The sequence below is a fragment of the Thauera sp. ZXT1-4 genome, from assembly GCF_052598215.2.
The window spans coordinates 57,216-81,259 of sequence record NZ_JBQWSN020000005.1 but is presented as its reverse complement, the minus strand read 5'-3'; the positions used below and the strand labels follow the sequence as shown (position 1 = coordinate 81,259).

At 65.5% G+C, this 24,044-nt stretch carries 19 protein-coding genes; 7 read left to right on the top strand and 12 right to left on the bottom strand.

Annotated features, from left to right (window positions below):
- Positions 1 to 15: 15 nt before the first annotated feature.
- Positions 16 to 438 carry a PhaM family polyhydroxyalkanoate granule multifunctional regulatory protein gene (locus tag ACUH78_RS06080; RefSeq protein WP_418363662.1) on the top strand — a complete coding sequence of 141 codons (423 nt, stop codon included), beginning with the start codon at positions 16 to 18 and terminating at the stop codon, positions 436 to 438.
- A gap of 69 nt (positions 439 to 507) precedes the next feature.
- On the opposite strand, the gene ACUH78_RS06075 is transcribed toward ACUH78_RS06080, so the two are convergent.
- From ACUH78_RS06075 to ACUH78_RS06040, 8 genes are all read right to left on the bottom strand, one after another.
- The gene (locus ACUH78_RS06075) at positions 508 to 1,695 is read right to left on the bottom strand and encodes a CaiB/BaiF CoA transferase family protein (RefSeq protein WP_418363663.1); all 1,188 of its coding nucleotides are present in this window, start codon (positions 1,693 to 1,695) and stop codon (positions 508 to 510) included.
- 77 nt (positions 1,696 to 1,772) lie between these two features.
- Positions 1,773 to 3,008, bottom strand: coding sequence for a phenylacetate--CoA ligase family protein (locus tag ACUH78_RS06070; RefSeq protein ID WP_418363664.1), 1,236 nt, complete (start codon positions 3,006 to 3,008; stop codon positions 1,773 to 1,775).
- A gap of 52 nt (positions 3,009 to 3,060) precedes the next feature.
- On the bottom strand, positions 3,061 to 3,876 hold the full coding sequence (locus ACUH78_RS06065) for an ABC transporter ATP-binding protein (RefSeq protein ID WP_418363665.1): 816 nt from the start codon (positions 3,874 to 3,876) through the stop codon (positions 3,061 to 3,063).
- Positions 3,877 to 3,952: 76 nt separating this feature from the next.
- The gene (locus ACUH78_RS06060) at positions 3,953 to 5,284 is read right to left on the bottom strand and encodes an ABC transporter substrate-binding protein (RefSeq protein WP_418363666.1); all 1,332 of its coding nucleotides are present in this window, start codon (positions 5,282 to 5,284) and stop codon (positions 3,953 to 3,955) included.
- A 53-nt stretch (positions 5,285 to 5,337) separates the two neighbouring features.
- Positions 5,338 to 6,414 (bottom strand): branched-chain amino acid ABC transporter permease, encoded by a 1,077-nt coding sequence (locus ACUH78_RS06055; protein WP_418363667.1) that lies wholly within the window; start codon positions 6,412 to 6,414, stop codon positions 5,338 to 5,340.
- Positions 6,415 to 6,429: 15 nt separating this feature from the next.
- On the bottom strand, positions 6,430 to 7,359 hold the full coding sequence (locus ACUH78_RS06050; RefSeq protein ID WP_418363668.1) for a branched-chain amino acid ABC transporter permease: 930 nt from the start codon (positions 7,357 to 7,359) through the stop codon (positions 6,430 to 6,432).
- A 12-nt stretch (positions 7,360 to 7,371) separates the two neighbouring features.
- On the bottom strand, positions 7,372 to 8,196 hold the full coding sequence (locus ACUH78_RS06045) for an ABC transporter ATP-binding protein (RefSeq protein WP_418363669.1): 825 nt from the start codon (positions 8,194 to 8,196) through the stop codon (positions 7,372 to 7,374).
- Between the two features lie 11 nt (positions 8,197 to 8,207).
- Entirely contained in the window at positions 8,208 to 10,193 is a 1,986-nt protein-coding gene (locus tag ACUH78_RS06040; RefSeq protein WP_418363670.1) for an AMP-dependent synthetase/ligase, read from the bottom strand.
- Between the two features lie 320 nt (positions 10,194 to 10,513).
- Here ACUH78_RS06040 and ACUH78_RS06035 point away from each other — a divergent pair, with 320 nt between their 5' ends.
- Together ACUH78_RS06035 and ACUH78_RS06030 are read left to right on the top strand one after the other, a co-directional pair.
- The gene (locus ACUH78_RS06035; protein WP_418363671.1) at positions 10,514 to 11,593 is read left to right on the top strand and encodes a flagellar motor protein MotA; all 1,080 of its coding nucleotides are present in this window, start codon (positions 10,514 to 10,516) and stop codon (positions 11,591 to 11,593) included.
- Between the two features lie 3 nt (positions 11,594 to 11,596).
- Positions 11,597 to 12,721, top strand: a complete 1,125-nt coding sequence (locus tag ACUH78_RS06030; protein WP_418363672.1) for a peptidoglycan -binding protein — start codon at positions 11,597 to 11,599, stop codon at positions 12,719 to 12,721.
- Positions 12,722 to 12,819: 98 nt separating this feature from the next.
- Here ACUH78_RS06030 and ACUH78_RS06025 read toward each other — a convergent pair whose 3' ends face one another.
- Both ACUH78_RS06025 and icmF read right to left on the bottom strand, forming a co-directional pair.
- Positions 12,820 to 13,227 carry a DUF2721 domain-containing protein gene (locus ACUH78_RS06025; RefSeq protein ID WP_418363673.1) on the bottom strand — a complete coding sequence of 136 codons (408 nt, stop codon included), beginning with the start codon at positions 13,225 to 13,227 and terminating at the stop codon, positions 12,820 to 12,822.
- A 201-nt stretch (positions 13,228 to 13,428) separates the two neighbouring features.
- Complete coding sequence (icmF, locus tag ACUH78_RS06020; protein ID WP_418363674.1) at positions 13,429 to 16,695, bottom strand: fused isobutyryl-CoA mutase/GTPase IcmF; 3,267 nt, start codon at positions 16,693 to 16,695, stop codon at positions 13,429 to 13,431.
- Positions 16,696 to 16,935: 240 nt separating this feature from the next.
- On the opposite strand from icmF, the gene ACUH78_RS06015 reads away from it, so the two are divergent.
- The 4 genes from ACUH78_RS06015 to ACUH78_RS06000 all read left to right on the top strand — a co-directional run bounded on the left by ACUH78_RS06015 (position 16,936) and on the right by ACUH78_RS06000 (position 21,524).
- Positions 16,936 to 17,916: an AraC family transcriptional regulator gene (locus ACUH78_RS06015; RefSeq protein ID WP_418363787.1), complete on the top strand. Its 981-nt coding sequence runs from the start codon at positions 16,936 to 16,938 to the stop codon at positions 17,914 to 17,916.
- A gap of 167 nt (positions 17,917 to 18,083) precedes the next feature.
- Complete coding sequence (locus ACUH78_RS06010) at positions 18,084 to 20,180, top strand: PAS-domain containing protein (RefSeq protein ID WP_435750681.1); 2,097 nt, start codon at positions 18,084 to 18,086, stop codon at positions 20,178 to 20,180.
- Positions 20,171 to 20,899, top strand: coding sequence for a response regulator transcription factor (locus ACUH78_RS06005; RefSeq protein ID WP_435750680.1), 729 nt, complete (start codon positions 20,171 to 20,173; stop codon positions 20,897 to 20,899). The genes ACUH78_RS06010 and ACUH78_RS06005 overlap by 10 nt, the downstream gene beginning before the upstream one ends.
- 145 nt (positions 20,900 to 21,044) lie before the next feature.
- Positions 21,045 to 21,524: a VOC family protein gene (locus tag ACUH78_RS06000; RefSeq protein WP_435750678.1), complete on the top strand. Its 480-nt coding sequence runs from the start codon at positions 21,045 to 21,047 to the stop codon at positions 21,522 to 21,524.
- Positions 21,525 to 21,642: 118 nt separating this feature from the next.
- On the opposite strand, the gene ypfJ is transcribed toward ACUH78_RS06000, so the two are convergent.
- Both ypfJ and ACUH78_RS05990 read right to left on the bottom strand, forming a co-directional pair.
- Entirely contained in the window at positions 21,643 to 22,509 is an 867-nt protein-coding gene (gene ypfJ / locus ACUH78_RS05995; RefSeq protein ID WP_445332999.1) for a KPN_02809 family neutral zinc metallopeptidase, read from the bottom strand.
- Between the two features lie 99 nt (positions 22,510 to 22,608).
- Positions 22,609 to 24,012 carry a KamA family radical SAM protein gene (locus tag ACUH78_RS05990; RefSeq protein WP_435750677.1) on the bottom strand — a complete coding sequence of 468 codons (1,404 nt, stop codon included), beginning with the start codon at positions 24,010 to 24,012 and terminating at the stop codon, positions 22,609 to 22,611.
- Positions 24,013 to 24,044 lie beyond the last annotated feature (32 nt).

The following is a 24,044-nucleotide window of genomic DNA, read 5'->3' as shown; positions in this document are numbered from 1 at the left end:
AGCGGAGCGCAGACCATGTCTCAGGACCAGAACGCACAAGACCCCCTCGAATTCGTCCGGGGCATGTGGGGCCAGATGGGTTTCTCGCTGCCCGGCATGGTCACCCCGACCCTGGATGTCGATGAACTCGACAAGCGCATCAAGGACATGCGCGCAGTCGAAGGCTGGCTGAAGATGAACCTCAACATGTTGCAGATGAGCATCCAGGGGCTCGAGATGCAGCGCGCCGCACTCGCTGCGGTCAAGGCCATGAGCCAACAGGCCGCAGGCGAGTCGGGTGGGGAAACCGAGGGCAACCCCTTTGCCGCTGCAGCGTCGATGTGGCCGTGGAGCATGATGACCGGCGCTCCCACCGCAGAACAGGCTCCCACGCCCGAGGACGGCAGCGCCAAGAGCGGCGCACGTGGAACGCGACGCAAGACCGCACCGGACAAGTGACCGTGAGGGCATCCGCCCCCGCGGCGAATGCCCGATCTCGGCGACATCCAGAGGACGCCGCACCCTGCCTCAGACGACCCCTTGCGCCTGCAGGCGAGCGATCTCCGCATCGGACAGGCCGAGTGCCGCGAGAATCTGCGCGCTGTGCATCCCCACGCGCGCCGGCGCCGGACGCGCTTCTTGCGCAGCCGTCGGCTGCATTTGCAGCAGAGGGCCGAACTGGCGTACCCCGTCGACCTCCATGACCATGCCCCGCGCCCTGAGCTGCTCGTTTTCCAGACTCTCCTCCAGGCGCAACACGGGCGTTACGCAGCAATCCACAGCATCGAACACGGCGATCCATTCGCGCTGGCTGCGGCTGCGGAAGATCTCCGCGAGCGCACTCCGCACCCGCGCACCCGCCTCACCCTCGGCAAGGTGCCCCGGCTCGAGGTCCGGGCGCCCCAGCGTGCTGCACAGCAGCTTCCAGAACTTCTCTTCCAGCGCCCCCACCGCCATGTGGCGGCCGTCTGCGGTTTCATAGACGCCGTAGCACGGTACGCCACCACTGAGCAGCGCTTCGCCGCGCGGCCTGACCCGCCCGTGGGCGAGCACCTCGGTGAGCGGGAAAATCGCATGGGCGAAGCTGGCATCGGTCATCGAGACGTCCACATGGCGCCCGCTGCCGCTTCGCTGTGCGGCGAAGAGCGCGACCATGATGCCCATCGCGGCGCTCATGGTTCCACCGAGCAGATCGCCTACCTGAACGTTGGAGAGCGCCGGCGCGCTGCCGGCCAGGCCGATCTGGTCCAGCACGCCCGCGTAGCCGAGGTAATTGATGTCGTGGCCCGCACGTGCCGCATACGGGCCGGTCTGGCCGTAGCCAGTGATACTGCACAGCACCAGACGAGGATTGCGCGCGGCAAGCACATCGTAGCCCAGGCCCAGGCGCGCCATCACGCCGGGGCGAAAGCCCTCGACGACGACGTCCGCGCACTCCACGAGGCGCAGGAAAAGATCGCGCCCCTCGGGGTGCTTGAGGTCCAGACGCAGGCTCTGCTTGTTGCGATTGACGATCTGGTAGAACCAGCTCGTTTCACCGCCCATCGCGCCCATCGTGCGCGCGTAGTCGCCCGCGCCGGTGTCCTCGACCTTGATCACCTCGGCACCGAAGTCGCCAAGGTGCTGGGTCGCCAGTGGCCCCGGCAGGAGACGAGTGAGATCCAGGATACGCACGCCCTCGAGCGGGGCGCGCGGCGCGGTTTCGCGATCGTGCATGCAGCCTCCGGTAATACGGACGGCCACCGCGCCCGGTGGCCGCCGGGCGCAACCGCCCGAGGCGGCCACGCGTGACGTTACTGATAGACCCTGAGGTCGTCGATGACCTTGCCATCGTTGGCAAGTGCGCCCGACGGCAGGAAGGCGACCTCGCCGCGCAGCTTGGTGACCTCGCGGATGCTGGCCGAGATGGCGCTGGCCAGCGCTTCGCTGCCACCGCCAGCCGCCTCGCACATCAGGGTCATGCGGTCGTTGAGGCCCGGATTATCCACCACGAGGCGGGCACGGGTCACCTCCGGGTGGCGGCGCACCACCTGCGCGACCTGGCCGGGATGCACGAACATGCCCTTGACCTTTGTGGTCTGGTCGGCACGTCCCATCCATCCCTTGATGCGTACGTTCGTCCGGCCGCAGGGTGAGCTGCCGGGCAGCACGGCGGACAGGTCGCCGGTGCCGAACCGGATCAGCGGATAGTCGGGATTGAAGGTGGTCACCACCACCTCGCCCACTTCACCGGGCGCAACCGGGTCACCCGTACCCGGACGCACGATCTCGAGCAGGATATCCTCATCCACCACCATGCCCTCGCGAGCAGGGGTTTCATAGGCAATCAGGCCGATGTCCGCGGTAGCATAGGCTTGGCAGGCCTCGATCCCGCGCGCGGCGAAGGCTTCGCGCACGCTGGGCGGAAAGGCTTCACCCGAGACGAAGGCCTTGGTGAAGGATACGACAACGCCCAACTCGTCTGCCTTGTCGAGCAGGATGCGCAGAAAGGATGGCGTGCCCACGTATGCGTTCGGCCGAAGGTCGGCGATTGCCGCAAGCTGCTGCTCGGTCTGCCCCACGCCGGCCGGGAAAACCGTGCAGCCGAGGGCGTGCGCGGCAGTCTCCATCATCGATCCGGCGGGCGTGAAGTGGTAGGAGAAGGTGTTGTGCACCAGATCGCCGGCACGGAAACCCGCGGCGAACAACGCACGCGCCAGGCGGTAGTAGTCGGGTCCCGCACCCTCGGGTTCGTAGAGCGGACCGGGCGAGGCAAACACGCGCCGGCAGGCCGCGCCCCAGCCGATCGCCGCAAACCCGCCAAAGGGGCGTGCGCCCTTCTGCAGTTCAAGGAGTTCGGACTTGCGGATGACCGGCAGTGTAGCGAGCGCCGCGCGGCTGGTGACCGAGTCCGGGTCAACGTCGGCCAGCAGCCGCCCGAAGGCAGGTGCTGCAGCACGTGCGTGTGCGATCTGCGCCGGTAGCCGGGCCAGCAACTCGCGTTCGCGGATCTCGGGGTCGCGGGTTTCCCGCGCATCGTGGAAAGTCATCTCGGCATCCCTGCTCGCTGGGTGGTTGTCTCGGATTCGGGCCTGCACCGGCTCAGCTCAGCCACCGCTTGCGGCGGCGGTAATGCTTGATGTCGCGGAAGCTCTTGCGCCCCTCACCCGAGAGCCCGAGGTAGAACTCCTTGACGTCCTCGTTGGTGGACAACTCGCTCGCCGCGCCTTCCATGACGATGCGGCCGTTCTCCATGATGTAGCCGAAATCGGCGTAGCGAAGCGCGACCATGGTGTTCTGTTCGGCGAGCAGAAAGCTCACCTTTTCCTTGGTGTTGAGATCCTTCACGATCTCGAACACCTCTTCGACGATCAGCGGCGCCAGGCCCATCGAAGGTTCGTCGAGCAGCACCAGCTTCGGCTTGGCCATGATTGCGCGCCCGATCGCGCACATCTGCTGTTCACCGCCCGAGGTATAGGCTGCCTGGCTGTTGCGGCGCGTCTTCAGGCGGGGGAAATAGGTGTAGACCTTCTCCAGCGTCTCCTCGACCGCGGCCTTGCCGTCGGTGCGTGTGTAGGCGCCGGTGCGCAGGTTCTCCTCGATGGTCAGGTGGCCGAAACAATGGCGGCCCTCCATGACCTGCACGACGCCGCGCTTGACGAGGTCGGCGGGGGTCAGCGCTTCGACGCGCTCGCCCTTGTATTCGACCGAACCCTTGGTCACCTCGCCGCGTTCGCCCTTGAGCAGGTTGCTGACCGCACGCAGGGTGGTGGTCTTGCCCGCGCCGTTGCCGCCCAGCAGCGCAACGATGCTGCCCTCCTGCACCGAAAGCGACACGCCCTTCAGCACGAGGATGACGTGGTTGTAGATGACCTCGATGTTATTGACGCTGAGGAAGGCTGGGTTGGGTGCGTTCATGTTCGATTCCAGGGAAAGTCCTCCGCACCACGCGGTGCGGAGGCACGTTTCAACTCAGTTTCAACGCGGTTTCGACTTATTCCGCGCACTGCTCCGCGGTACGGCGCTGGATGCCCTTCTCAGCCGCATACTTGCTCGCCGCCTCGAGCACCATCGGACGCAGCACCTTGTCGTCGGCCTGATACCAGTCGGAACTGAACGCCCACTTGCTGCCGTCCCAGGAGTGCACGCGCACCCACGACGCACCCATGTGGTCGGTGCAGGAGGTCTGCACCGGGCGCATCACGCCGGCGAAGCCCATGGCGTCGAGCTTGCCCTGGTCGAGGTTGAGATTCTCCAGACCCCAGCGCACCTGCTCGCCGGTCATGACCTTGCCCTTGCCGTAGCGCTCCTGCGCCTGGCGCACGCCTTCCACGCCCAGCATGGCCGAGATCAGGCCGCGCATGTACAGCACGGAGCCAACCTCATCCTTCGGACCCGTACCCTGGCCCTTGTCGTGCACCATGGCGAGCATGTCCTTGACGACCTTGCTGTTCGGCTCGGCGCCGTGCTGCAGCGCAAGCGCGCTGTAGCCCTTGGCACCGGCACCGACGTCCTTGACGTCCGGTTCCGCGCCCGCCCACCAGATACCCAGCATCTTCTCACGCGGATAGCCGGTGGCCTGCGCTTCCTTGATTGCGGTGGAGTTCATCACGCCCCAGCCCCACAGCAACACATGGTCCGGACGATCGCGGCGAATCTGCAGCCAGGTGGCCTTCTGCTCCACGCCCGGGTGGGCGACCGGCAGGAGTTGCAGATCGAAGCCGTGCATCTTGGCACGCTCCTGCAGCACCGGGATCGGCTCCTTGCCGAAGGGGCTGTCGTGATAGACGAGCGCAATCTTCTTGCCCTTGAGATTGTCCAGCCCACCCATCTCCTTGGCGACGTGCTGGATGGCAACGTCCGCACCGACCCAGTAGGTGCCCAGCAGCGGGAAGTTCCAGGTGAACACCGAGCCATCCTGCGACTCGCTGCGGCCATAGCCGGCGGTGATCAGCGGGATCTTGTCGGCCGTCGCCTTGTCGGTGAGCGCGAAGGTCACCCCGGTCGAAAGGCTCTGGAACAGCGTTGCGTTCTTGCCCTTCAGGCGCTCGTAACACTCCACGCCGCGGTCGGTGGCGTAGCCGAACTCGCACTCCTCGTACGAGAGCTTGACGCCGTTGACGCCGCCCTGGGCGTTGATCAGCTTCAGGTAATCGACATAACCGTTGGCCCAGGGGTTGCCGTTGGCGGCATAGGCGCCGGTGCGATAGACCAGCACCGGAAAGAACTGCTCCTGCGCTTGAGCCTGGGCGGCGGTGGGGAACACGGCGGACGACAGGCCCACCGACGCGATGGCGGCCGCGAGGGCCAGGGAACGGAATTTCATGAGTCTCCTCCTTTTATATGCTGCATGGGCACTGCGGGAAATGAAACGCTGCATCAGTGCGGGAAGGGCCACAGACGCAGCTTCTGCTTGGCGATCGACCACAGACGGGCGAGGCCATGCGGCTCGACGATCAGGAAGAAGATGATCAGCGAACCGAAGATGATGAACTCGGCATGGGACACGCCGGCGGTCGATACCGAAATGCCGACCAGGCCACCGAGGAAGGGCAGGAACTGGTTCAGGAAGATCGGCAGGACGACGATGAAGGCCGCGCCGAAGAAGCTGCCCATGATCGACCCCATGCCACCGATGATGACCATGAACAGCAGTTGGAAGGAGCGATCGACCGAGAACGCCGCCGGCTCCCACGACCCCAGGTAGACGAACCCCCACAGCGCACCGGCCACGCCGACGAAGAAGGAGCTGACCGCAAACGCCGATAGCTTGGAGAACATCGGGCGGATGCCGATGACCTCGGCGGCCACGTCCATGTCGCGGATCGCCATCCACTGGCGGCCAATGGCCGCGCGGGTCAGGTTCTTGGCGATCACCGCGAACACCACCACGAAGGCGAGGCAGAACAGGTACTTCTCCACCGGCGAGTCGATCACCCAGCCCAGCACCTCGAGTTTGGCAACCGACACCGAACCGGACGAGGAGTAGTTGGTGAACCAGCCGATGCGCAGGAAGGCCCAGTCGCACAGGAACTGCGCCGCCAACGTCGCCACTGCAAGGTAGAGGCCGCGCACGCGCAGGCTGGGGATGCCGAACAGGATGCCGAACGCCGCCGCCGCTGCACCCCCGAGCAGCATCGCCAGCACCAGCGGCATGCCATCGATGCGCACCATGAAGTTGTAAGCAGCATACGCCCCGATCGCCATGAAGGCGCCCGCCCCCAGCGTGATCTGGCCGCAATAGCCGACCAGCAGGTTCACCCCCAGCGCGGCCAGCGACAGCACCAGGAAGGGAATCAGGATGGCGCGGAACATGTACTCGTCGGCCAGCATCGGCACCGCAAGCACGGCGAAGGCGATCAACCCGTAGACGAACCACTTGTCCTGGGCGATGGTGAAAATTTGTTGGTCGGCCGCGTAGCTCGTCTTGAACTGGCCGTTTTCGCGATAGAACACTGTTATGTCTCCCGGTCAGACGCGGTTGATGATCTTTTCGCCGAACAGACCCTGCGGTCGGAACAGCAGCACAATCAGCGCCATCACATAGGCGAACCAGATCTCGATGCCGCCACCGACGAAGGGGCCGAGGTACACCTCGGAGAGCTTCTCGCCGACGCCGATGATCAGGCCGCCGACGATCGCGCCCGGCACTGAGGTCAGGCCGCCGAGAATCACCACCGGCAACGCACGCAGGGCAACGGTGACGAGCGAGAACTGAACGCCCATCTTCGAGCCCCAGATGATGCCGGCCACCAGAGCGACCAGACCGGCCACGCACCACACGATCACCCAGGTCTTGTTGAGCGGGATGCCCACCGACTGCGCCGCCTGATGGTCGTCCGCCACCGCACGCAGGGCGCGGCCGATCGCGGTCTTCTGGAAGAAGATGGTGAGGCCGCCCACCAGCACCGCCGCCAGCGCCGCGGCGATGAAGTCCTCCTTGTTGATCATGACGCCGCCTTCGATGAGGCCCTCGAACATGATCACCGGGTCCTTCGGCATGCCCACGTTGATCGAGTAGATCTCGCTGCCGAAGAAGGTCTGGCCGAGGCCCTCGAGCACATAGGCGATCCCCAGCGTCACCATCAGCAGCGTTGCGCCCTCCTGGTTCACCAGTTTGCGCAGCACGAAGCGCTCCACCGCCCAGGCCACCGCAAACATGACCAGGCCAGCACCGACGATGCCGATCACGTTGGCCAGGAAGAGGCTGTCACCGCCGAGTGCCGCGTTGCTCCACTCGGAGAAGCGGGCCATCGCCAGCGCAGCCACCAGTACCATCGCCCCCTGGGCGAAGTTGAACACCCCCGAGGCCTTGAAGATGAGCACAAAGCCCAGGGCGACCAGCGCATACAACATGCCGGTCATCAGCCCACCCAACATCGTTTCGATAAAGAATCCCATGTCCCGCTCCGCTCAGTGACCGCTGCCCAGGTAGGCGTTGATGACATCCTGGTTGTTCCGGACTTCGTCCGGCGTCCCGTCGCCGATCTTCTTGCCGTAATCGAGCACCACCACGCGGTCGGAGATGTCCATGACCACGCCCATGTCGTGTTCGATCAGCACGATCGTGGTGCCAAACTGGTCGCTGATGTCGAGGATGAAGCGGCACATGTCTTGCTTTTCCTCGACGTTCATGCCCGCCATCGGCTCGTCGAGCAGCAGGATCTGCGGCTCCATCGCCAGCGCGCGACCGAGGTCGACACGCTTCTGCAGACCGTAGGGCAGCGCCCCCACGGGCGTCTTGCGGATGTGCTGGATCTCGAGGAAGTCGATGATCTCCTCGACCTTCTCGCGGTGCGCGATCTCCTCGCGCAGCGCCGGACCGAGCCAAAGCGCCTGCTGGAAGATGTTGCACTTCATCTTCAGGTTGCGCCCGGTCATGATGTTGTCGAGCACGCTCATGCCCTTGAACAGCGCGATGTTCTGGAAGGTGCGCGCGATGCCCTGCTGGGCCGCCATGTGCGGCTCCATCTTCTTGCGCTCCTCGCCGCGGAACATGATGCGGCCTTCCTGCGGGTGGTAGACGCCGTTGATCACGTTCAGCATCGAACTCTTGCCCGCGCCGTTGGGGCCGATGATGGCCCGCACCTCGTGCTCGCGGATGTTGAAGCTGATGTCGGTGAGCGCCTTGACGCCCCCGAAACGCAGCGAAATGTTCTGCAGGTCGAGGATCACGTCGCCGAACCGGCGCCCGGCCTGCGCCCCGGTCGGGGCGGTGTTCATGTCGGTCATGTTCATGCCTCGTCTCCTCAGGCCGCCTGCTTACCGGCCTGCGCCGCGAAGGTCTTCACTTCCTCGATGCGAAGATCGGCGGAAACCTTGCCGGTGCGGCCGTCCTCGTATTTCACCTGGGTCTCGATGTACTGGCTCTTGCGGCCCTCGAACAGGGCATCGATCAGCACACCGTACTTCTCCGCGATGAAGTTGCGCCGCACCTTGCGCGTGCGGGTCAGTTCCCCGTCATCGGCATCGAGTTCCTTGTGCAGGATCAGGAAGCGCTTGATCTGCGAGCCGCTCATGTTGGGGTCCGCGGCCAGATCGGCATTGACCTTCTCCACGCAGTCACGGATCAGTTCGTACACCGCACCCTGCTGGGCGAGGTCGGCGTAGCCGGAGTAGGCCATGCCCTTCTTCTCCGCCCAGTTGCCCACCGCCTCGAGGTCGATGTTGATGAAGGCGGTCGCGAACGCCTTGCCGTTACCGAAGGTGACCGCTTCCTTTACATGCTGGAAGAACTTGAGCTTGTTCTCGATGTAATTGGGCGCAAACATCGTGCCGTCGGCCATCTTGCCGACATCCTTGGCGCGGTCGATGATCTTCAGGTGCCCATCCTCGTCGAAGAAGCCGGCGTCGCCAGTCATGAAGTAGCCTTCGGCGTTGATCGACTCGGCAGTGGCGTCCGGGCGCTTGTAATAGGCCTTGAGCAGCATCGGCCCCTTGACCAGGATCTCGCCGTTGTCGGCGAGCTTGACCTCGACGAAAGGCGCCGGCTTGCCCACCGAATCAAGCTTGATCTCTCCGTCGGGCTGCAGGCACACATAGGCACAGGTCTCGGTCTGGCCGTAGAGCTGCTTGAGGTTGATGCCGATCGAGCGGTAGAAGCGGAACAGGTCCGGACCGATCGCCGCACCTGCGGTGTAGGCGACGCGGATCCGGCTCATGCCGAGCACGTTCTTCAGCGGCCCGTACACCAGCAGGTTGCCCAGCCAGTACTGGAAGCGATCGCCCCCCGACACCGGCTTGCCGTCCAGAATGTCGGCGCCACAGCGACGGGCGACGTCCATGAAGTGGTGGAAGACCTTGCGCTTGAGGCTACCAGCATCCTCCATGCGAATCATGACCTGGGTGAGCAGGTTCTCGAACACGCGCGGCGGGGCGAAGTAGTAGGTCGGGCCGATCTCGCGCAGGTCGGTCATCACCGTTTCACCCGACTCCGGGCAATTGATGGTGAATCCGGCGACCGTGGCCTGCGCGAACGAGAACAGGTGATCCCCCACCCAGGCCATCGGCAGGTAGGACAGGATGTCCTCCTTGTCGGTGAGCTTGTCGAACAGGATCGCACCGCGCGCCGCGGCGACAAAAGCGCCGTGCGTCTGGCACACGCCCTTGGGCTTGCCGGTGGTGCCCGAGGTGTACAGCATGATCGAGATGTCGTCGGAGGCGCCCTTGTCGATCTCGCCCGTCAGGAAGTCCGGCTGGTTGCGGTCGTGAATGCGGCCCATCTCCTGCAACTCATCCAGCCCCTTGAGCATGGTCTGGGCGTAGTGGCGCATGCCCCGCGGGTCGTCGTAGATCACGTGCTCCAGCATCGGCGCCTCGGGCAGGATCTCGAGCATCTTGTCGACCTGCTCCTGATCCTCGACCACCGCGAAGCGGATCTCGGCATCCTGCAGCACATAGACCATCTCCTGCGCCACCGCATCCTGGTACAACATGACCGGGATGCCGCCAAGGCACTGGCATGCCGCGACGGACCAGTACAGGCGCGGACGGTTGTCACCGACGATGGCGAGCCGGTCGCCGCGCTTGAAGCCGAGTTCCGCCAGCCCGCAGGCGATTGCACGAACATTCTCGGCAACCTGCGCCCACGTGTAGGTCTGCCAGATTCCGTACGCCTTCTCTCGCATCGCCGCCTGCTGCGGACGTACCTGTGCGTGATGCATCAGGTAGCGCGGGAAGGTGTCCAGCACCACTTCGCCCTGACGGTGGTCGGACGCGCTCATGCGTGTGTCCATTCCACACTCCTCCTTTGGTTGTCCCTGTCTGGACGCTGCGCCGCGGCCGCTTCGTGATCTTGTCGTGGCTCGGGCGGGACGCCGACGAGCGTCCGATCCAGTTGAGGCTGGAGTGTGGCAAGGCACCTTTGCGCAACTGTTTGTGGAATGTACTGAATTGTTGCAACCGGGCGAAAAGTGCCGGCGCCTCGCAACTGGAGCCTCCAATCGACAAATCAGCGGTTGCCGGACTGACTGGGCAAGCCCGTTCGCGCTAGACTCGCGCCTGCCCGGTCTTTCGCTCCGGGCAGATGCCGTCACCCTCACCCGGAACACGCCCGATGGAACGCAAGGACTTCACCAAACCCGTCCACGTCACGACCTGGATGGCCGTCTTTCTCGCACTTGTGGCCGTTCTCGCGGCCGCGCTCGTTCCCCAGCTCAAGCATGCGTTTCTCGCCAACGGCGCCTTCAACGGCGTGATCCTGTTCGTGCTTGCCGTGGGCATCCTCGTCAACCTGCGCCAGGTCTGGCGACTGCAGCGCGAAGTGCTGTGGATCGAGGCGTTCCAGCAGTCGGACGGGGGCCCGGCGCAAACCGGCCTGCGTCCGGTCCTGCTCGCTCCGATGGCCCGCCTGCTGTCCAGCCGCAAGCGCGGTCAGTTCCACCTCTCCCCGGCATCCACCCGCTCGATCCTCGACAGCGTGCAGATCCGCCTCGAGGAACAGCGCGATCTGTCCCGCTACCTGATCGGGCTGCTGATCTTCCTCGGCCTGCTCGGCACCTTCTGGGGACTGCTCGCAACCATCCGCTCGATCGGCGAGATCATCGGCAACCTGAGCGTGGGCAGCGACCCGGTGGCCATGTTCGAGGCGCTCAAGACCAAGCTCGACGCGCCCCTGGGTGGCATGGCGACCAGTTTCTCGACCTCGTTGTTCGGTCTTGCCGGCTCGCTCGTCGTCGGCTTCCTCGACCTCCAGTCCGGCCACGCGCAGAACCGTTTCTACAATGAACTTGAAGAGTGGCTCTCGAACATCACCAAGCTGCCCTCGGGCGTCGGCATGGAGGGCGAGGGCAACGTACCCGCCTACGTACAGGCGCTGCTCGAGCAGACCGCCGAGAGCATCGAGCGCATGCAGCGCTCGGCGGCCGAGTCCGAGCGCGAGCGTCGTGTCACCGCCGAGCACCTGGGCGAGCTCAACAACCAGCTCACCCGCCTGGCCGACCTCATCGGCCGCGAATCACGTGATCTGTCCGCACTCTCGGCCACCCAGGACGACCTGCGCGGCCTGATCCGCCAGCTTGCCCAGCAGCCCGCACAGGGCGCGCAGTTCACCGAGGACCTGCGCGCCGAGCTGCGCCTGCTCTCGCGAACCATCGGCGCAGCGCTGGGCGGTGCTTCCGGCAACAAGGCGGACTGAGCCATGGCCCGACTCGCCCGCCGCCGGCCACTGGACTTCTGGCCCGGCTTCGTGGACGCGCTCGCATCACTGCTGATGGTGATGGTGTTCGTGATCCTGGTGTTCGTGATCGGCCAGTTCGTGCTCGCCGACGCGGTCAGCGGCCGCGACCGCGCGCTCGCCCAACTGAACGCCGAGCTCGCCGTACTCGCGCAGACCCTGAGCCTGGAGAAGTCCGCGCGCGAACGTGCGGACGTCATGGTGGGCGAGCTGAGCGCCTCACTCACCGCCTCGGAGCGAGAGCGCGAAGCGCTGAGCAGCGAGCTGCTCGCCTCGCGCGACGAACTGCACGCTGCGCAGGACGAGGCCAAGACGCAGCGCGAGGAGGCCGCGCGCCTGTCGGCCGACATCGCGGCGCTCCAGAAGCTCAAGGCCGAACTCGAGGCCGAGGCCGCGCGCCTGGCGGGTGCGCTCGATACCTCGGAGCGTGGGCTGAAGGAACAGCAGGAGATGTCGGCCGCTGCGATCGCTCAGGTCGAACTGCTCAATCGCCAGCTTGCCGCGGTGCGCGAACAGCTCGAACAGCTCAACAATGCGCTGGCCAGCGCCGAGGCCGCAGCACGCGACAAGGACCTCAAGCTCGAAGAGCTCGGGCGCGAGCTCAACCTCGCGCTGGCCGCCCGCGTGAAGGAACTCGCACGTTACCGCTCCGAGTTCTTCGGGCGTTTGCAGGCCGTACTCGGCGACCGCAAGGACGTGCAGATCGTCGGCGACCGCTTCGTTTTTTCCAGCGAGGTGCTGTTCCCCACGGCCTCGGACGAGGTCAGCCCCGACGGGTTCATTCAGCTCACCCGTCTGGCAGAAACCCTGAAAACCCTCTCTGCGGAGATGCCGAAGGATCTGCCCTGGGTGCTCCAGGTCGATGGCCATACCGATCGCCGGCCGATCTCCACCGCGCGCTTCCCATCGAACTGGGAGCTTTCGACCGCGCGTGCGCTCGCCATCGTGAAATTCCTGCGCAGCCAGGGCGTTCCGCCCGAGCGCCTCGCCGCCACCGGCTATGGCGAGTTCCACCCGCTGGACACGGCAGGCACCGAGGCGGCCCACGCGCGCAACCGGCGCATCGAGCTCAAGCTGACCAGCCGCTGAGCGCGCCGCAGCCGTGCTGTTCGTCGTGGGTGCGGGCAACCCCGCCCCACGACGAACAGCGGCGCCGCCCACCGTACGCGCTTCAGGTCCAGCCGGTTTCAGGCGCCGCGGTCCCGCCTGCTTCCGGCCTTCTCGAGATCCTGCACCACCACCGACAGCGCCTCGGTCGAGATCAGCACCTCGATCAGCGACAGCACGAGCGACATCGCCAGGATCACGATGCTGATCCCGAACATCCATTGCCCCGCGGTCTGCGCCTCGACGAAGAGCGCAAACATCGACAGCGCACAGAGCAGGAAGCTGAGCACCCCGAAGCCCTGCATGTACTGGGTCAGCATGATCCGCCGCTTCAACCCTGGCAGTTGGCACTGCACCAACGGCGCCGCGCGATCGCTGGAGGCATTGAGTTGCCGGATCACCTGCGCGAGCGTGAGGAAGCGGTTCGTATATGCGAGCAAGAGCAGTGAAATCGCCGGGAACAGCAGCGCAGGGGTGGTGAGGTTCATCGCGAATCCGGGCCTGTTGCGGAACACCGCATTCTATCGCCCAGCGCAGAGTGCGCCCCACGAGAAGAGCACCCGACGGTCTCAAGGGCCCCAGGTGCCAGCGAATGGAGGCACAGCATGGGGGCACCGAATCGGGGTGGTAAAAAAAACGGCGCCGAAGCGCCGTGTCCCAATTGGGAGAGGGGGGAGAAACCTTGAGGCTTACATGCTACGGCGGTACTGGCCACCGACCTTGTACAGCGCCTCGGTGATCTGGCCCAGCGAGCAGTAGCGCACCGCATCGACCAGCACTTCGAACACGTTGCTGTTGTCGATGACGGCCTGCTGCAGCTTGGCCTGCCACTTGGGCGCCTCGGCCTTGTTGCGGGCGTGGAAGTCGGCGAGGCGCTTCAACTGGCCCTGCTTCTCTTCCTCGGTCGAACGCGCCAGCTCGATCTCCTGCTGCGCCTGGCCCTTCGGGTTGAGGAAGGTGTTCACGCCGATGATCGGGTAGGAGCCGTCGTGCTTCTTGTGCTCGTAGTAGAGCGACTCCTCCTGGATCTTTCCGCGCTGGTAGCCGGTCTCCATCGCGCCGAGCACGCCGCCGCGGGAAGCGATGGCCTCGAACTCCTTGAGCACCGCCTCTTCGACGAGGTCGGTGAGTTCCTCGATGATGAAGGCGCCCTGGTTCGGGTTCTCGTTCTTGGCCAGGCCCCACTCGCGGTTGATGATGAGCTGGATCGCCATCGCACGACGCACGGACTCTTCGGTCGGCGTGGTGATCGCTTCGTCGTAGGCGTTGGTGTGCAGCGAGTTGCAGTTGTCGTAGATCGCGATCAGCGCCTGCAGCGTGGTGCGGATGTCGTTGAAGTCCATCTCCTGCGCATGCAGCGAGCGGCCCGAAGTCTGCACGTGGTACTTCAGCTTCTGGCTGCGCTCGTTGGCGCCGTACTTGTTCTTCATCGCCACCGCCCAGATGCGGCGGGCGACGCGGCCGATCACCGAGTACTCGGGGTCCATGCCGTTGCTGAAGAAGAAGGACAGGTTGGGCGCGAAATCGTCGATGTGCATGCCGCGCGCCAGGTACGACTCGACGTAGGTGAAGCCGTTCGACAGCGTGAAGGCGAGCTGGCTGATCGGGTTCGCGCCGGCCTCGGCGATGTGGTAGCCGGAGATCGACACCGAGTAGAAGTTCTGCACCTTGTTATGGACGAAGTACTCCTGGATGTCGCCCATCATCTTGAGCGCGAACTCGGTGCTGAAGATGCAGGTGTTCTGGCCCTGATCTTCCTTCAGGATGTCGGCCTGCACCGTGCCGCGCACGGTCGACAGCGTCCAGGCCTTGATCTTGGCGTACTCGTCCTCGGTCGGGTCGCGACCGTTGTCGGCCTTGAACTTGGCGATCTGCTGGTCGAGCGCGGTGTTGAAGAAGAAGGCCAGGATGATCGGCGCCGGGCCGTTGATCGTCATCGACACCGAGGTGGTCGGCGCGCACAGGTCGAAGCCGTCGTACAGCACCTTCATGTCGTCGAGCGTGGCGATGGACACGCCGGAGTTGCCGATCTTGCCGTAGATGTCCGGACGCAGGTCGGGGTCGCAGCCGTACAGGGTGACCGAGTCGAAGGCGGTCGACAGGCGGTGCGCCGGCATGCCCTCGGACACCTTCTTGAAGCGGCGGTTGGTGCGGAAGGCGTCGCCCTCGCCCGCGAACATGCGGGTCGGGTCCTCGCCTTCGCGCTTGAACGCGAACACACCGGCGGTGTAGGGGAAGGAGCCGGGAACGTTCTCCTTCATCAGGAACTTGAGCGTCTCGCCCTCGTCCTCGAAGTTGGGCAACGCCACCTTGCGGATCTTGCTGCCCGACAGCGAGGTGTGGGTGAGCTGGGTACGGATCTCCTTGTCGCGGATCTTCACCACGTACTCGTCCGCTGCGTACAGCGCCTTCTCGGTCGGCCACTGCTCGAGCAGCTTCTTGGCCTGCGGGGTGAGTTCGCCGTCCTTCCAGTTGATCAGCTCGTCGAACGAGCCGGCATCCTTGCCGCACTGCTCGAACAGGCCCTTCGCGATCTTCAGCGACTGGCGCTCGCGTGCGACGCGCGCCTGCTGCTCGACCTGCTTGTGATAGCCGCGGACGGTGTCGGCGATCTCGGCCAGGTAGCGGGTACGGTCAGCCGGGACGATGGCGCGCCCTTCGGACGAGGCGCGGACCTTCACCACCGGCAGCTTGCTCTTGGCGACCTTCAGGCCCTTGCCCACCAGCGCCGGCAGCATGGCCTGGTACAGCGCGGTGACGCCGTCGTCGTTGAAGCGCGCGGCCATGGTGCCGAACACGGGCATCTCTTCCGGACGCTGGCTGAACAGCTCGCGGTTGCGCTGGTACTGCTTGGCGACGTCGCGCAGCGCATCCTGCGCGCCCTTGCGGTCGAACTTGTTGATGGCGACGAAGTCGGCGAAGTCGAGCATGTCGATCTTCTCGAGTTGGCTGGCGGCGCCGAACTCGGGGGTCATCACGTACAGCGACAGATCGACGAAGGGCACGATCGCGGCGTTGCCCTGGCCGATGCCGGAGGTCTCGACCACCACCAGGTCGAAGCCCGCCAGCTTGCACGCAGCGATGACTTCGGGCAGCGCGGCCGAGACTTCCGAACCGGTGTCGCGGGTGGCGAGCGAGCGCATGTAGATGTTGTCGTGCTCGATCGCGTTCATGCGGATGCGGTCGCCCAGCAGCGCGCCGCCGGTACGCTTGCGCGAGGGGTCGATCGACACGATTGCGAGCTTGAGCTTGTCGTCCTGGTCGAGACGGAAGCGGCGCACGAGCTCGTCGGTGAGCGAGGACTTGCCCGCACCGCCGGTGCCGGTGATGCCCAGCGTCGGCACCTTGGTCTTGGCCGCGGCGTCGATCAGCGCTTTCTTGACGTCGTCGCCATAGCCACCATTCTCGAGCGCGGTGATGATCTGTGCCAGCGCACGACGGTCGCCGGCGGCGAGCGCCTTCAGCACCGCATCGGCCTTTTGTGGCGCAGCCTTGGTGACGTCGAGATCACAGCGCTCGACGACGCTGTTGATCATGCCCTGCAGGCCCATCTTGGCGCCGTCCTCGGGCGAGAAGATGTGGGTGACGCCGTATTCGTGCAATTCCTTGATCTCGGCTGGCACGATCACGCCTCCGCCGCCGCCGAAGACCTTGATGTTCTCGCCGCCGTTGGCCTTGAGCAGGTCGATCATGTACTTGAAGAACTCGACGTGACCACCCTGGTAGCTGGTGATCGCGATGCCCTGCACATCTTCCTGCAGCGCGGCGTTGACGATCTCGCCCACCGAACGGTTGTGACCGAGGTGGATCACCTCGGAGCCGGTCGACTGCAGGATGCGGCGCATGATGTTGATCGAGGCATCGTGGCCGTCGAACAGTGCCGCGGCGGTGACGAAGCGCACCTTGTTCTTGGGCTTGTAGGGCGAGAGCTTGTGCGCAACGCTCAGGTCGGTCATGTCGAACCTCTCCATGGAATGGGCTAACCCTGCAATCTTAGAAGGCCCGCGAGCGGTTCGCCATTGCGCTTGCGGACGCCGATCGTGCAAAATCTGCCAATCTATATCGATTCCATGCCGATCCGAAGCGTCATGCCTGCCCAGTTCCCGGCTTCCAAGCAAGCGCACATCGCGCCTCCTGCGCCGTCGGCGCGCAGCCGACGGCGCAGGGCAACGGTTGCCACGGGCTTCGTCACCGGCATGCTTTCGGGCCTTCAGGGGCGCGGCGTGGACACCGCGCCCCTGCTCGCGCGCGCCGGCATCGCCCTTGCAGATACCGCCAGCCGCGTGCCAGTCGAACGCTACGCGGTGCTGTACAACCTGTGCATCGAAGCCCTGCAGGACGAAGCGTTCGGGCTGCTGCCACAACCCATGCCGGTGGGCAGCTTCGAGTTCCTGTGCCGCGCCATGCTGGGCGCCCCCACGCTGGAAGAGGCGCTCAATCGCGCCATCCGTTTCCTGCGCATCGTGCTTCCGGCCTTTCAGGTCCGTATACAGCGTGATGGTGCACGCGCCGAGCTCGTGCTGGACGACGGCGGCAGCCTCGGCGACGCGCGGGATTCACCCGCTCGCGTGTTCGCCTACGAATGGTTGCTGCGTCTGCTGCACGGCGTGGCAAGCTGGTTCGTAGGCCGAGGCCTGGCACTCGACGCGGTGGAGTTCCCCTACTCCCGCCCGCAGCATGCGGAGGACTACGCCCTGGTCTACACCGAGCACTCGCACTTCGACGCCGCACAGCTGGTGGCCCGGCTGCAGGCAAACCTGCTCGATCTGCCGCTGCGCCGCGACGAGGCAGCGCTCGCTGGTTTTCTCCACGGCGCACCGGGCAAGATCACCATGCTCTACCGCCGCGACCGCGAAATGGTGTTCCGCGTGCGCGACATCCTGCGCGACGCCCTGCCACTGAACCTATCGCTCGAGGACGTTGCCGACCGTCTGCACCTGTCCCCCCGCACCCTGCACCGGCGGCTCGAGGAGGAAGGCTCGGGCTTTCGCACCATCAAGGAGGCCACGCGACGCGACATCGCCTATGCGCGCCTGGCCAAGACACAGCACCCCGTCGCAAACATCGCGGCCGAACTGGGTTACGCTGATCCGTCCACCTTCTACCGCGCCTTTGTCGCCTGGTCGGGGATGTCTCCGGAGCGCTTTCGGAACCAGGCGCGCCCGCGCGCACGCTGAGCGGCGCATGGTGCGTTGCGAGGTTGACGTTAACGTCAATCTTTCGCCAACATAGTCCGGCGACGCGCCGCCCACATGCGGGATCCCGCCCATTACGGGAACGGCCGAATCGTGCAAAGATTCCGGGCACAGGATCCCGGCCACGTCAAGGACACACGGAGACAGCCTTGGGCAGCACGTCCCCCGCTGAAGACAACGGCACCCCCGCGGCGGCATTGTCACCCGAGCAGCGCAGGCGCTACGACCTGCTGCTGGCAGGGTTGGATCTGCTCGACCAGGCCATTGCCGTATTCGACGCCACGCCGAAACTCGTCACCTGGAACAAGGCGCTGCTGCGCCTGCTCGACTTTCCCGAGTCGATGGTGCGCGTGGGCACGCCCTTCGAGGCTTTCGTCCGCTTCAACGCCGAGCGCGGCGAGTACGGCCCGGGAGACATCGAACCCCTGATCCGGGAGCGCATGGCCGCCGCGCGCAGCTTCGAGCCGCACTACGTCGAGCGCGCGCGCCCGAATGGACGCATCCTCGCTGTCCGGGGCGTGCCGATCCCCAACCTCGGCTTCGTCTCGCTCTGGACCGACATCACCGAACAGCGTCGCTACGCGGCGGTGATCGAGGAGCAGAACACCCAGCTCGAGGCGCGTGTGCGCGAACGCACCTCCGAGTTGCAGGCGGCCAACGCACGTCTCGCGCAGGCGAACATCGAGATCGACGACATCGCCGGCGCACTACGTCGCAGCGAGAACCGGCTGCAACTGATCATCGACTCGATCCCGGCCCTGATCGCCTACGTGGACCGCGACAACATCTATCGCTTCGCGAACAAGGGCTACGCGGATTGGTTCGGGCTGACCAAGGAGTCGATTACCGGTCGCAGCATCGAGCAGGTGTTCGGGCAGGAGATCTTCACGCAGATCCTGCCTTACCTCGAGCGTGCGCGGGATGGCGAGCAGGTCAGCTACGAGTACGCCCGCCAGCTCGGCGACGGGCGCACCGTGCATGCACGCAGCGTGATCGTGCCCGAGTTCGCCTCCGACGGCACCACCGTGGGCTTCTTCGTGATGTCGACCGACATCACCGAGCAGAAGGCCAGTCAGGCCGCCCTGGTGCAGGCGCAGAAGATGGAGGCTGTCGGACAACTGACCGGCGGCCTTGCGCACGACTTCAACAACCTGCTCACCATCATCATCGGCAACCTGTCCGCGCTGCAGCAGCGCATCGGTGGCGGTGCGGGCGCCGAGTTCGTCGACCCATCCCTTCAGGCAGCGCGCCGCGGTGCGGAGCTGATCCGCCGCCTGCTCACCTTCTCGCGTCGGCAGACGCTGGAGCCGCGCGCAGTCGAGGTCGGCGCGCTGGTGCACAACATGACCCACCTGCTCGCGCGCACACTGGGCGAAACCATCCGCATCCACCTGCGCATGCCCCAGGCGCCGCTGCATGCGCTCGTGGACCCACACCAACTCGAGAACGCGATCCTGAACCTCGCAATCAACGCACGCGACGCCATGCCGGAGGGTGGCGAACTCACCATCGCGGTGGCGCCGCGCAAGCTCGACAAGGCACTCTCGACCGTGGTCGAGGTACCACCGGGCGACTACGTACAGATCGACGTGGGCGACAGCGGAAAGGGCATCGAGCCCGCAGTGCTGCAGCGCGTGTTCGAACCCTTCTTCACCACAAAACCCTTCGGCGGCGGCAGCGGCCTCGGGCTGTCGATGGTGTACGGCTTCGTACGCCAGTCGGGAGGCAACATCCGCATCCGCAGCACGCCCGGACGTGGCACGCATGTGCGCTTCGTGCTGCCGACAACAAGCGAAACAGCGATTGCCGAGAGCGCCGCACCGCGCCCCGCCGCCAACCTCACCGCCCTGTCCGGACCGGTGCTGCTGGTGGAGGACGAGCCCGAGGTGCGCAAGGTCATCCGCCTGCAGCTCACCACGCTCGGGTACACCGTGATCGAGGCTGCAGACGGCGTGGAGGCGCTCGGCCTGCTGCAGAATGTGGACGACATCGCGCTGCTGGTCAGCGACACGGTCATGCCCGGCGGCATCGGAGGACGCGAACTAGCGCGTCGTGCGCGCGCCCTTCGCGCGGATCTGCCGATCCTGCTCGTCACCGGGTACGCAAGCGAAACCGCACACGCAGACGATCTGCCCGCAGGCGTTCCGACCCTGCGCAAACCCTTCGACCAGGCCGCACTCGCCAGCGTGCTCGCCTCGGTTCTGACCTCGAATGCCCCGACGGAGACTGCCCCGCAATGCCCATGAGCCCGACCGACACCGCGCAGCCGACCATCTTTGTGCTCGAGGACGATCCCGATGTCGCGCGCCTGACCTGCATGAGCCTGGGCGAGTACGGTTTTCGCTGCGAACACATGAGCACCGGCCGCCAGTTGCTCATGCGTTCGCGGCAGACAGCCCCCGAGCTGTGCATCATCGACCTCGGCCTGCCGGACATGGACGGCATGCAGGTCGTACGCGAGCTCCAGGAGGGCAGCCCCTGCGCCGTGCTCATCCTCACCGGCCGCAACGACGTTACCGACCGTGTGCTCGGGCTCGAGCTTGGTGCGGACGATTACATCGTCAAGCCTTTCGAGCCACGCGAGCTTGTCGCACGCGTGCGCTCCATCCTGCGTCGCTATCAGCGCAGCGTAAGCCCATCCCAGGCGGACGCCCCCAACAGCGCACGCTTCGCCGGCTGGGAATTCGACGCCGCCCAGCACGCGCTCACCGCTCCAGACGGGCGCACGCTCTCACTCTCGGCAGCCGAGGCGGGCCTGTTGCTGACGCTGTTGCGCAGGCCGAACAAGATCCTTTCTCGCGAGCAGTTGCTCGGCGACCGCGACCTCGACCCCTTCGACCGCAGCATCGACGTGCGAATCTCGCGTCTGCGGCGCAAGCTCGACGACGACCCGCAGAACCCACGCCTGATCAAGACCGTCTACGGTGCCGGCTACCTCTTTTCGGCGCAGGTCGAGTGGTGCTGAGGGAGAAATGGCGAGCCGAAGGGCGAGCGGGCCGGAAACGATCGGCCAACGAATGGCGCAGACGAGACCCGCGTACGGGCATCCGCAGCGTCGGCCTTGCTGGCTATAATTATGAATTCTTAACTTCAGATCACAGGTACCCGCCATGTCCCAGCGCCCGTTCAAGATCCTCGGCATTCAGCAGATCGCCATCGGTGGTCCGAGCAAGGAAAAGCTCAAGACCCTGTGGGTCGACATGCTTGGGCTGGAAGTCACCGGGAACTTCGTCTCCGAACGCGAGAACGTGGACGAGGACATCTGCGCCATGGGCAGCGGCCCGTTCAAGGTCGAGGTGGACCTGATGCAGCCGCTGGACCCGGAGAAGAAGCCCGCGGTGCACGCTACGCCCCTGAACCATGTCGGCCTGTGGGTGGACGACCTCCCCAAGGCGGTGGAGTGGCTGAGCGCCAGCGGCGTGCGCTTCGCACCGGGCGGAATCCGGCGCGGCGCGGCCGGCTACGACATCACCTTCCTGCACCCGAAGGGCAACGAGGCGTTCCCGATCGGTGGCGAGGGCGTGCTGGTCGAGCTGGTTCAGGCCCCACAGGAGGTCATCGAGGCCTTCGCCCGGCTCGCCGGCAACTGATCCACTGCACCCGAAGGCACAAGGGCCTGCCAAGGCCGGCCCGCCTTCGGGCTTCCCGGCGCTGAAGCCGCCGGGTTCAGGCGCTTCGTCCGCAAAATGCGCCCGCGTACGAGCCCTCTCAGAGCGATGACGCGGAGAAGGTGTCGCAACTGCGCAGCGCCCCGCTCTGCAGTCCATTGCCGAACCAGCGTGCGCGTTGGGCCGCGCTGCCGTGCGTGAAGCTGTCCGGCACCGCATATCCCTGCGCACGCTTCTGCATGCGGTCGTCACCGACCGCGCTCGCAGCCGCCAGCCCCTCCTCGATATCGCCCGCCTCCAGCACCTGCCGCGCGCGCTGTGCGTGGTGTGCCCAGACACCCGCGAAGCAGTCGGCCTGGAGCTCGAGCCGCACCGAAAGCTGGTTCGCCTCACGCTCCGAAACCTGCTGACGGGTCTGTTGCACCTTGTCCAGAATGCCGAGCAGGTGCTGCACATGATGGCCGACCTCGTGCGCGATCACATAGGCTTGGGCGAAGTCCCCTGGCGCGCCGAAGCGCCGATGCAGCTCATCGAAGAAGGAGAGATCGAGATAGACCTTGCCGTCCGCCGGACAGTAGAACGGCCCCATCTCTGCCTGGCCGACACCGCAGGCGCTGCGCGTGGCGCCGGTGTAGAGCACCAGCCCCGGCTCACGATACTGCGCACCGCCAGCCTTGAAGATCGGCCCCCAGGTGTCCTCGGTATCCGCCAGCACCATGGACACGAAACGCGCCATCCCGTCTTCCGCCTCCGTGCGCGGCGAAGCCGTCCGAGGCGATTCGACGGCAGGGGGCGCCGCCACGTCGGCGGTGTTGAGCACTAGGCTCGGATCGATGCCGAAATACATCGCGACCAGCGCCAGAATAAGGGTGCCGATCCCGATCTTTCCGCCGCCGCCGAGCCTTCGACCGCCTTGCCCTCGCCGGTCCTCGACGTTGCGGCTTTCCCTGCCATTACGGAAATCCATGCCCCTGCTCCCCGCGCCGATCGATGATTCGATCATAGCAGCCCGAACGGAAGAAGGGCCCGCGCAGGCGAGCCCTTCCCGGTGCAGGGGATACCCGGATCAGGCAGCCGCCAGGCGGTCTTCCCGGATCGCGTCGTACTCGTCCTGCCAGAACCACTTGGTCTCGCCGAACGCGGGCACGAGCTGATCCAGCCAGGTCGCCTCTTCGTCGTACTTCGCGAAGAAGGGGCGCTGCACCCAGTCGGGATTGCGCCCCTGGATGAAGCGCAGCACGAACACCTTCTCTCCCGCGATCTCGGTCACCCCCTGAATCTCCACCTTGCCCGGGCTTGCGCTCATGCTCGGGCCGCGCGCGGTACGGGCGAGGCCCGACACCTGCTGGATCGCCTGCTGGTAGATCTCCCAGGCGCGCGCGAGCGGCACCTCGAAGTAGTTTCGCGCGCCGGTGTCGCGTTCGACGAACATGTAGTACGGCACCAGTCCGAGCTTGACCTCCATCTTCCACAGCTTGGCCCACACCGCCGGGTCGTCGTTGATATGCGCGATCAGCGGCCCCTGCGCGCGGATCACCGCACCCGTCGCGCGCACGCGGCGGACCGCGGCCTGCGCAACCTCGGTGTCGAGTTCTTTCCAATGGTTGTAGTGCGCCATGATGGCGACGTGCTTGCCGGCCTCGACCAGCTGCGTGAGCAGGCGCATCAGGTCATCGGCATCTTCGGCCCCCAGGAAGCGGTGCGGCCAGAAAGTCAGCGCCTTGGTACCGATCCGGATGGTCTGGATGTGATCGAACTCGGGCCGCAGCAGCGGCTCGAGGTAGTCGCGCAGATGCCGCGTCTTCATCACCATCGGATCGCCGCCGGTGACAAGCAGGTCGGTGAGCTCGGTATGCTTGCGCAGATAGTCGTGCAGCGCGTTCGCCTCGGACGAGGCGATGCGCAACTCCTTGTCGCCAACGAACTGTGCCCAGCGGAAGCAGAAGGTGCAGTAGCTGTGGCAAGTCTGTCCCTGGCTGGGGAAGAACAACACCGTTTCGCGGTACTTGTGCTGCATGCCATCGAGCGGCTTGCCGTGTTCGTCGAGCGGCATGTTCATCTGCATCTGGTCGGCCGGATGCGGATTGAGCGCGTGGCGCACTTCGGCGATCGCACCCTCGAGCACATCCTTCGGCGCCTCGCTGCGCACCAGCTCGGCGATACGCGCATAGTGCTGCGGGGCGAGCATGCCGCGCTGCGGAAAGGTGAGTTGGAAGATCGGGTCGGCAGGGACATTGCTCCAGTCGATCAATTCGTCGATCACGTACTGGTTCACACGGAAAGGCAACACCGACGAAACCACCTTCATCTCGAAGCGTTGCTCCGGAGACAGCTGCGAAAGCTGTTCGATCCGGTCCAGATCACGCTGGGTATACACCTTGAATGGCACCGGCTCGAAGAATCCGGCAGCAGCCTTGGGAGCCGCGGCGCGGCTGGATACGGCCTTGAGTGCATGCACTTGAGCGCTCATGAAAGGTCCTCCTGGTCTGTTCTTGTCTCGCG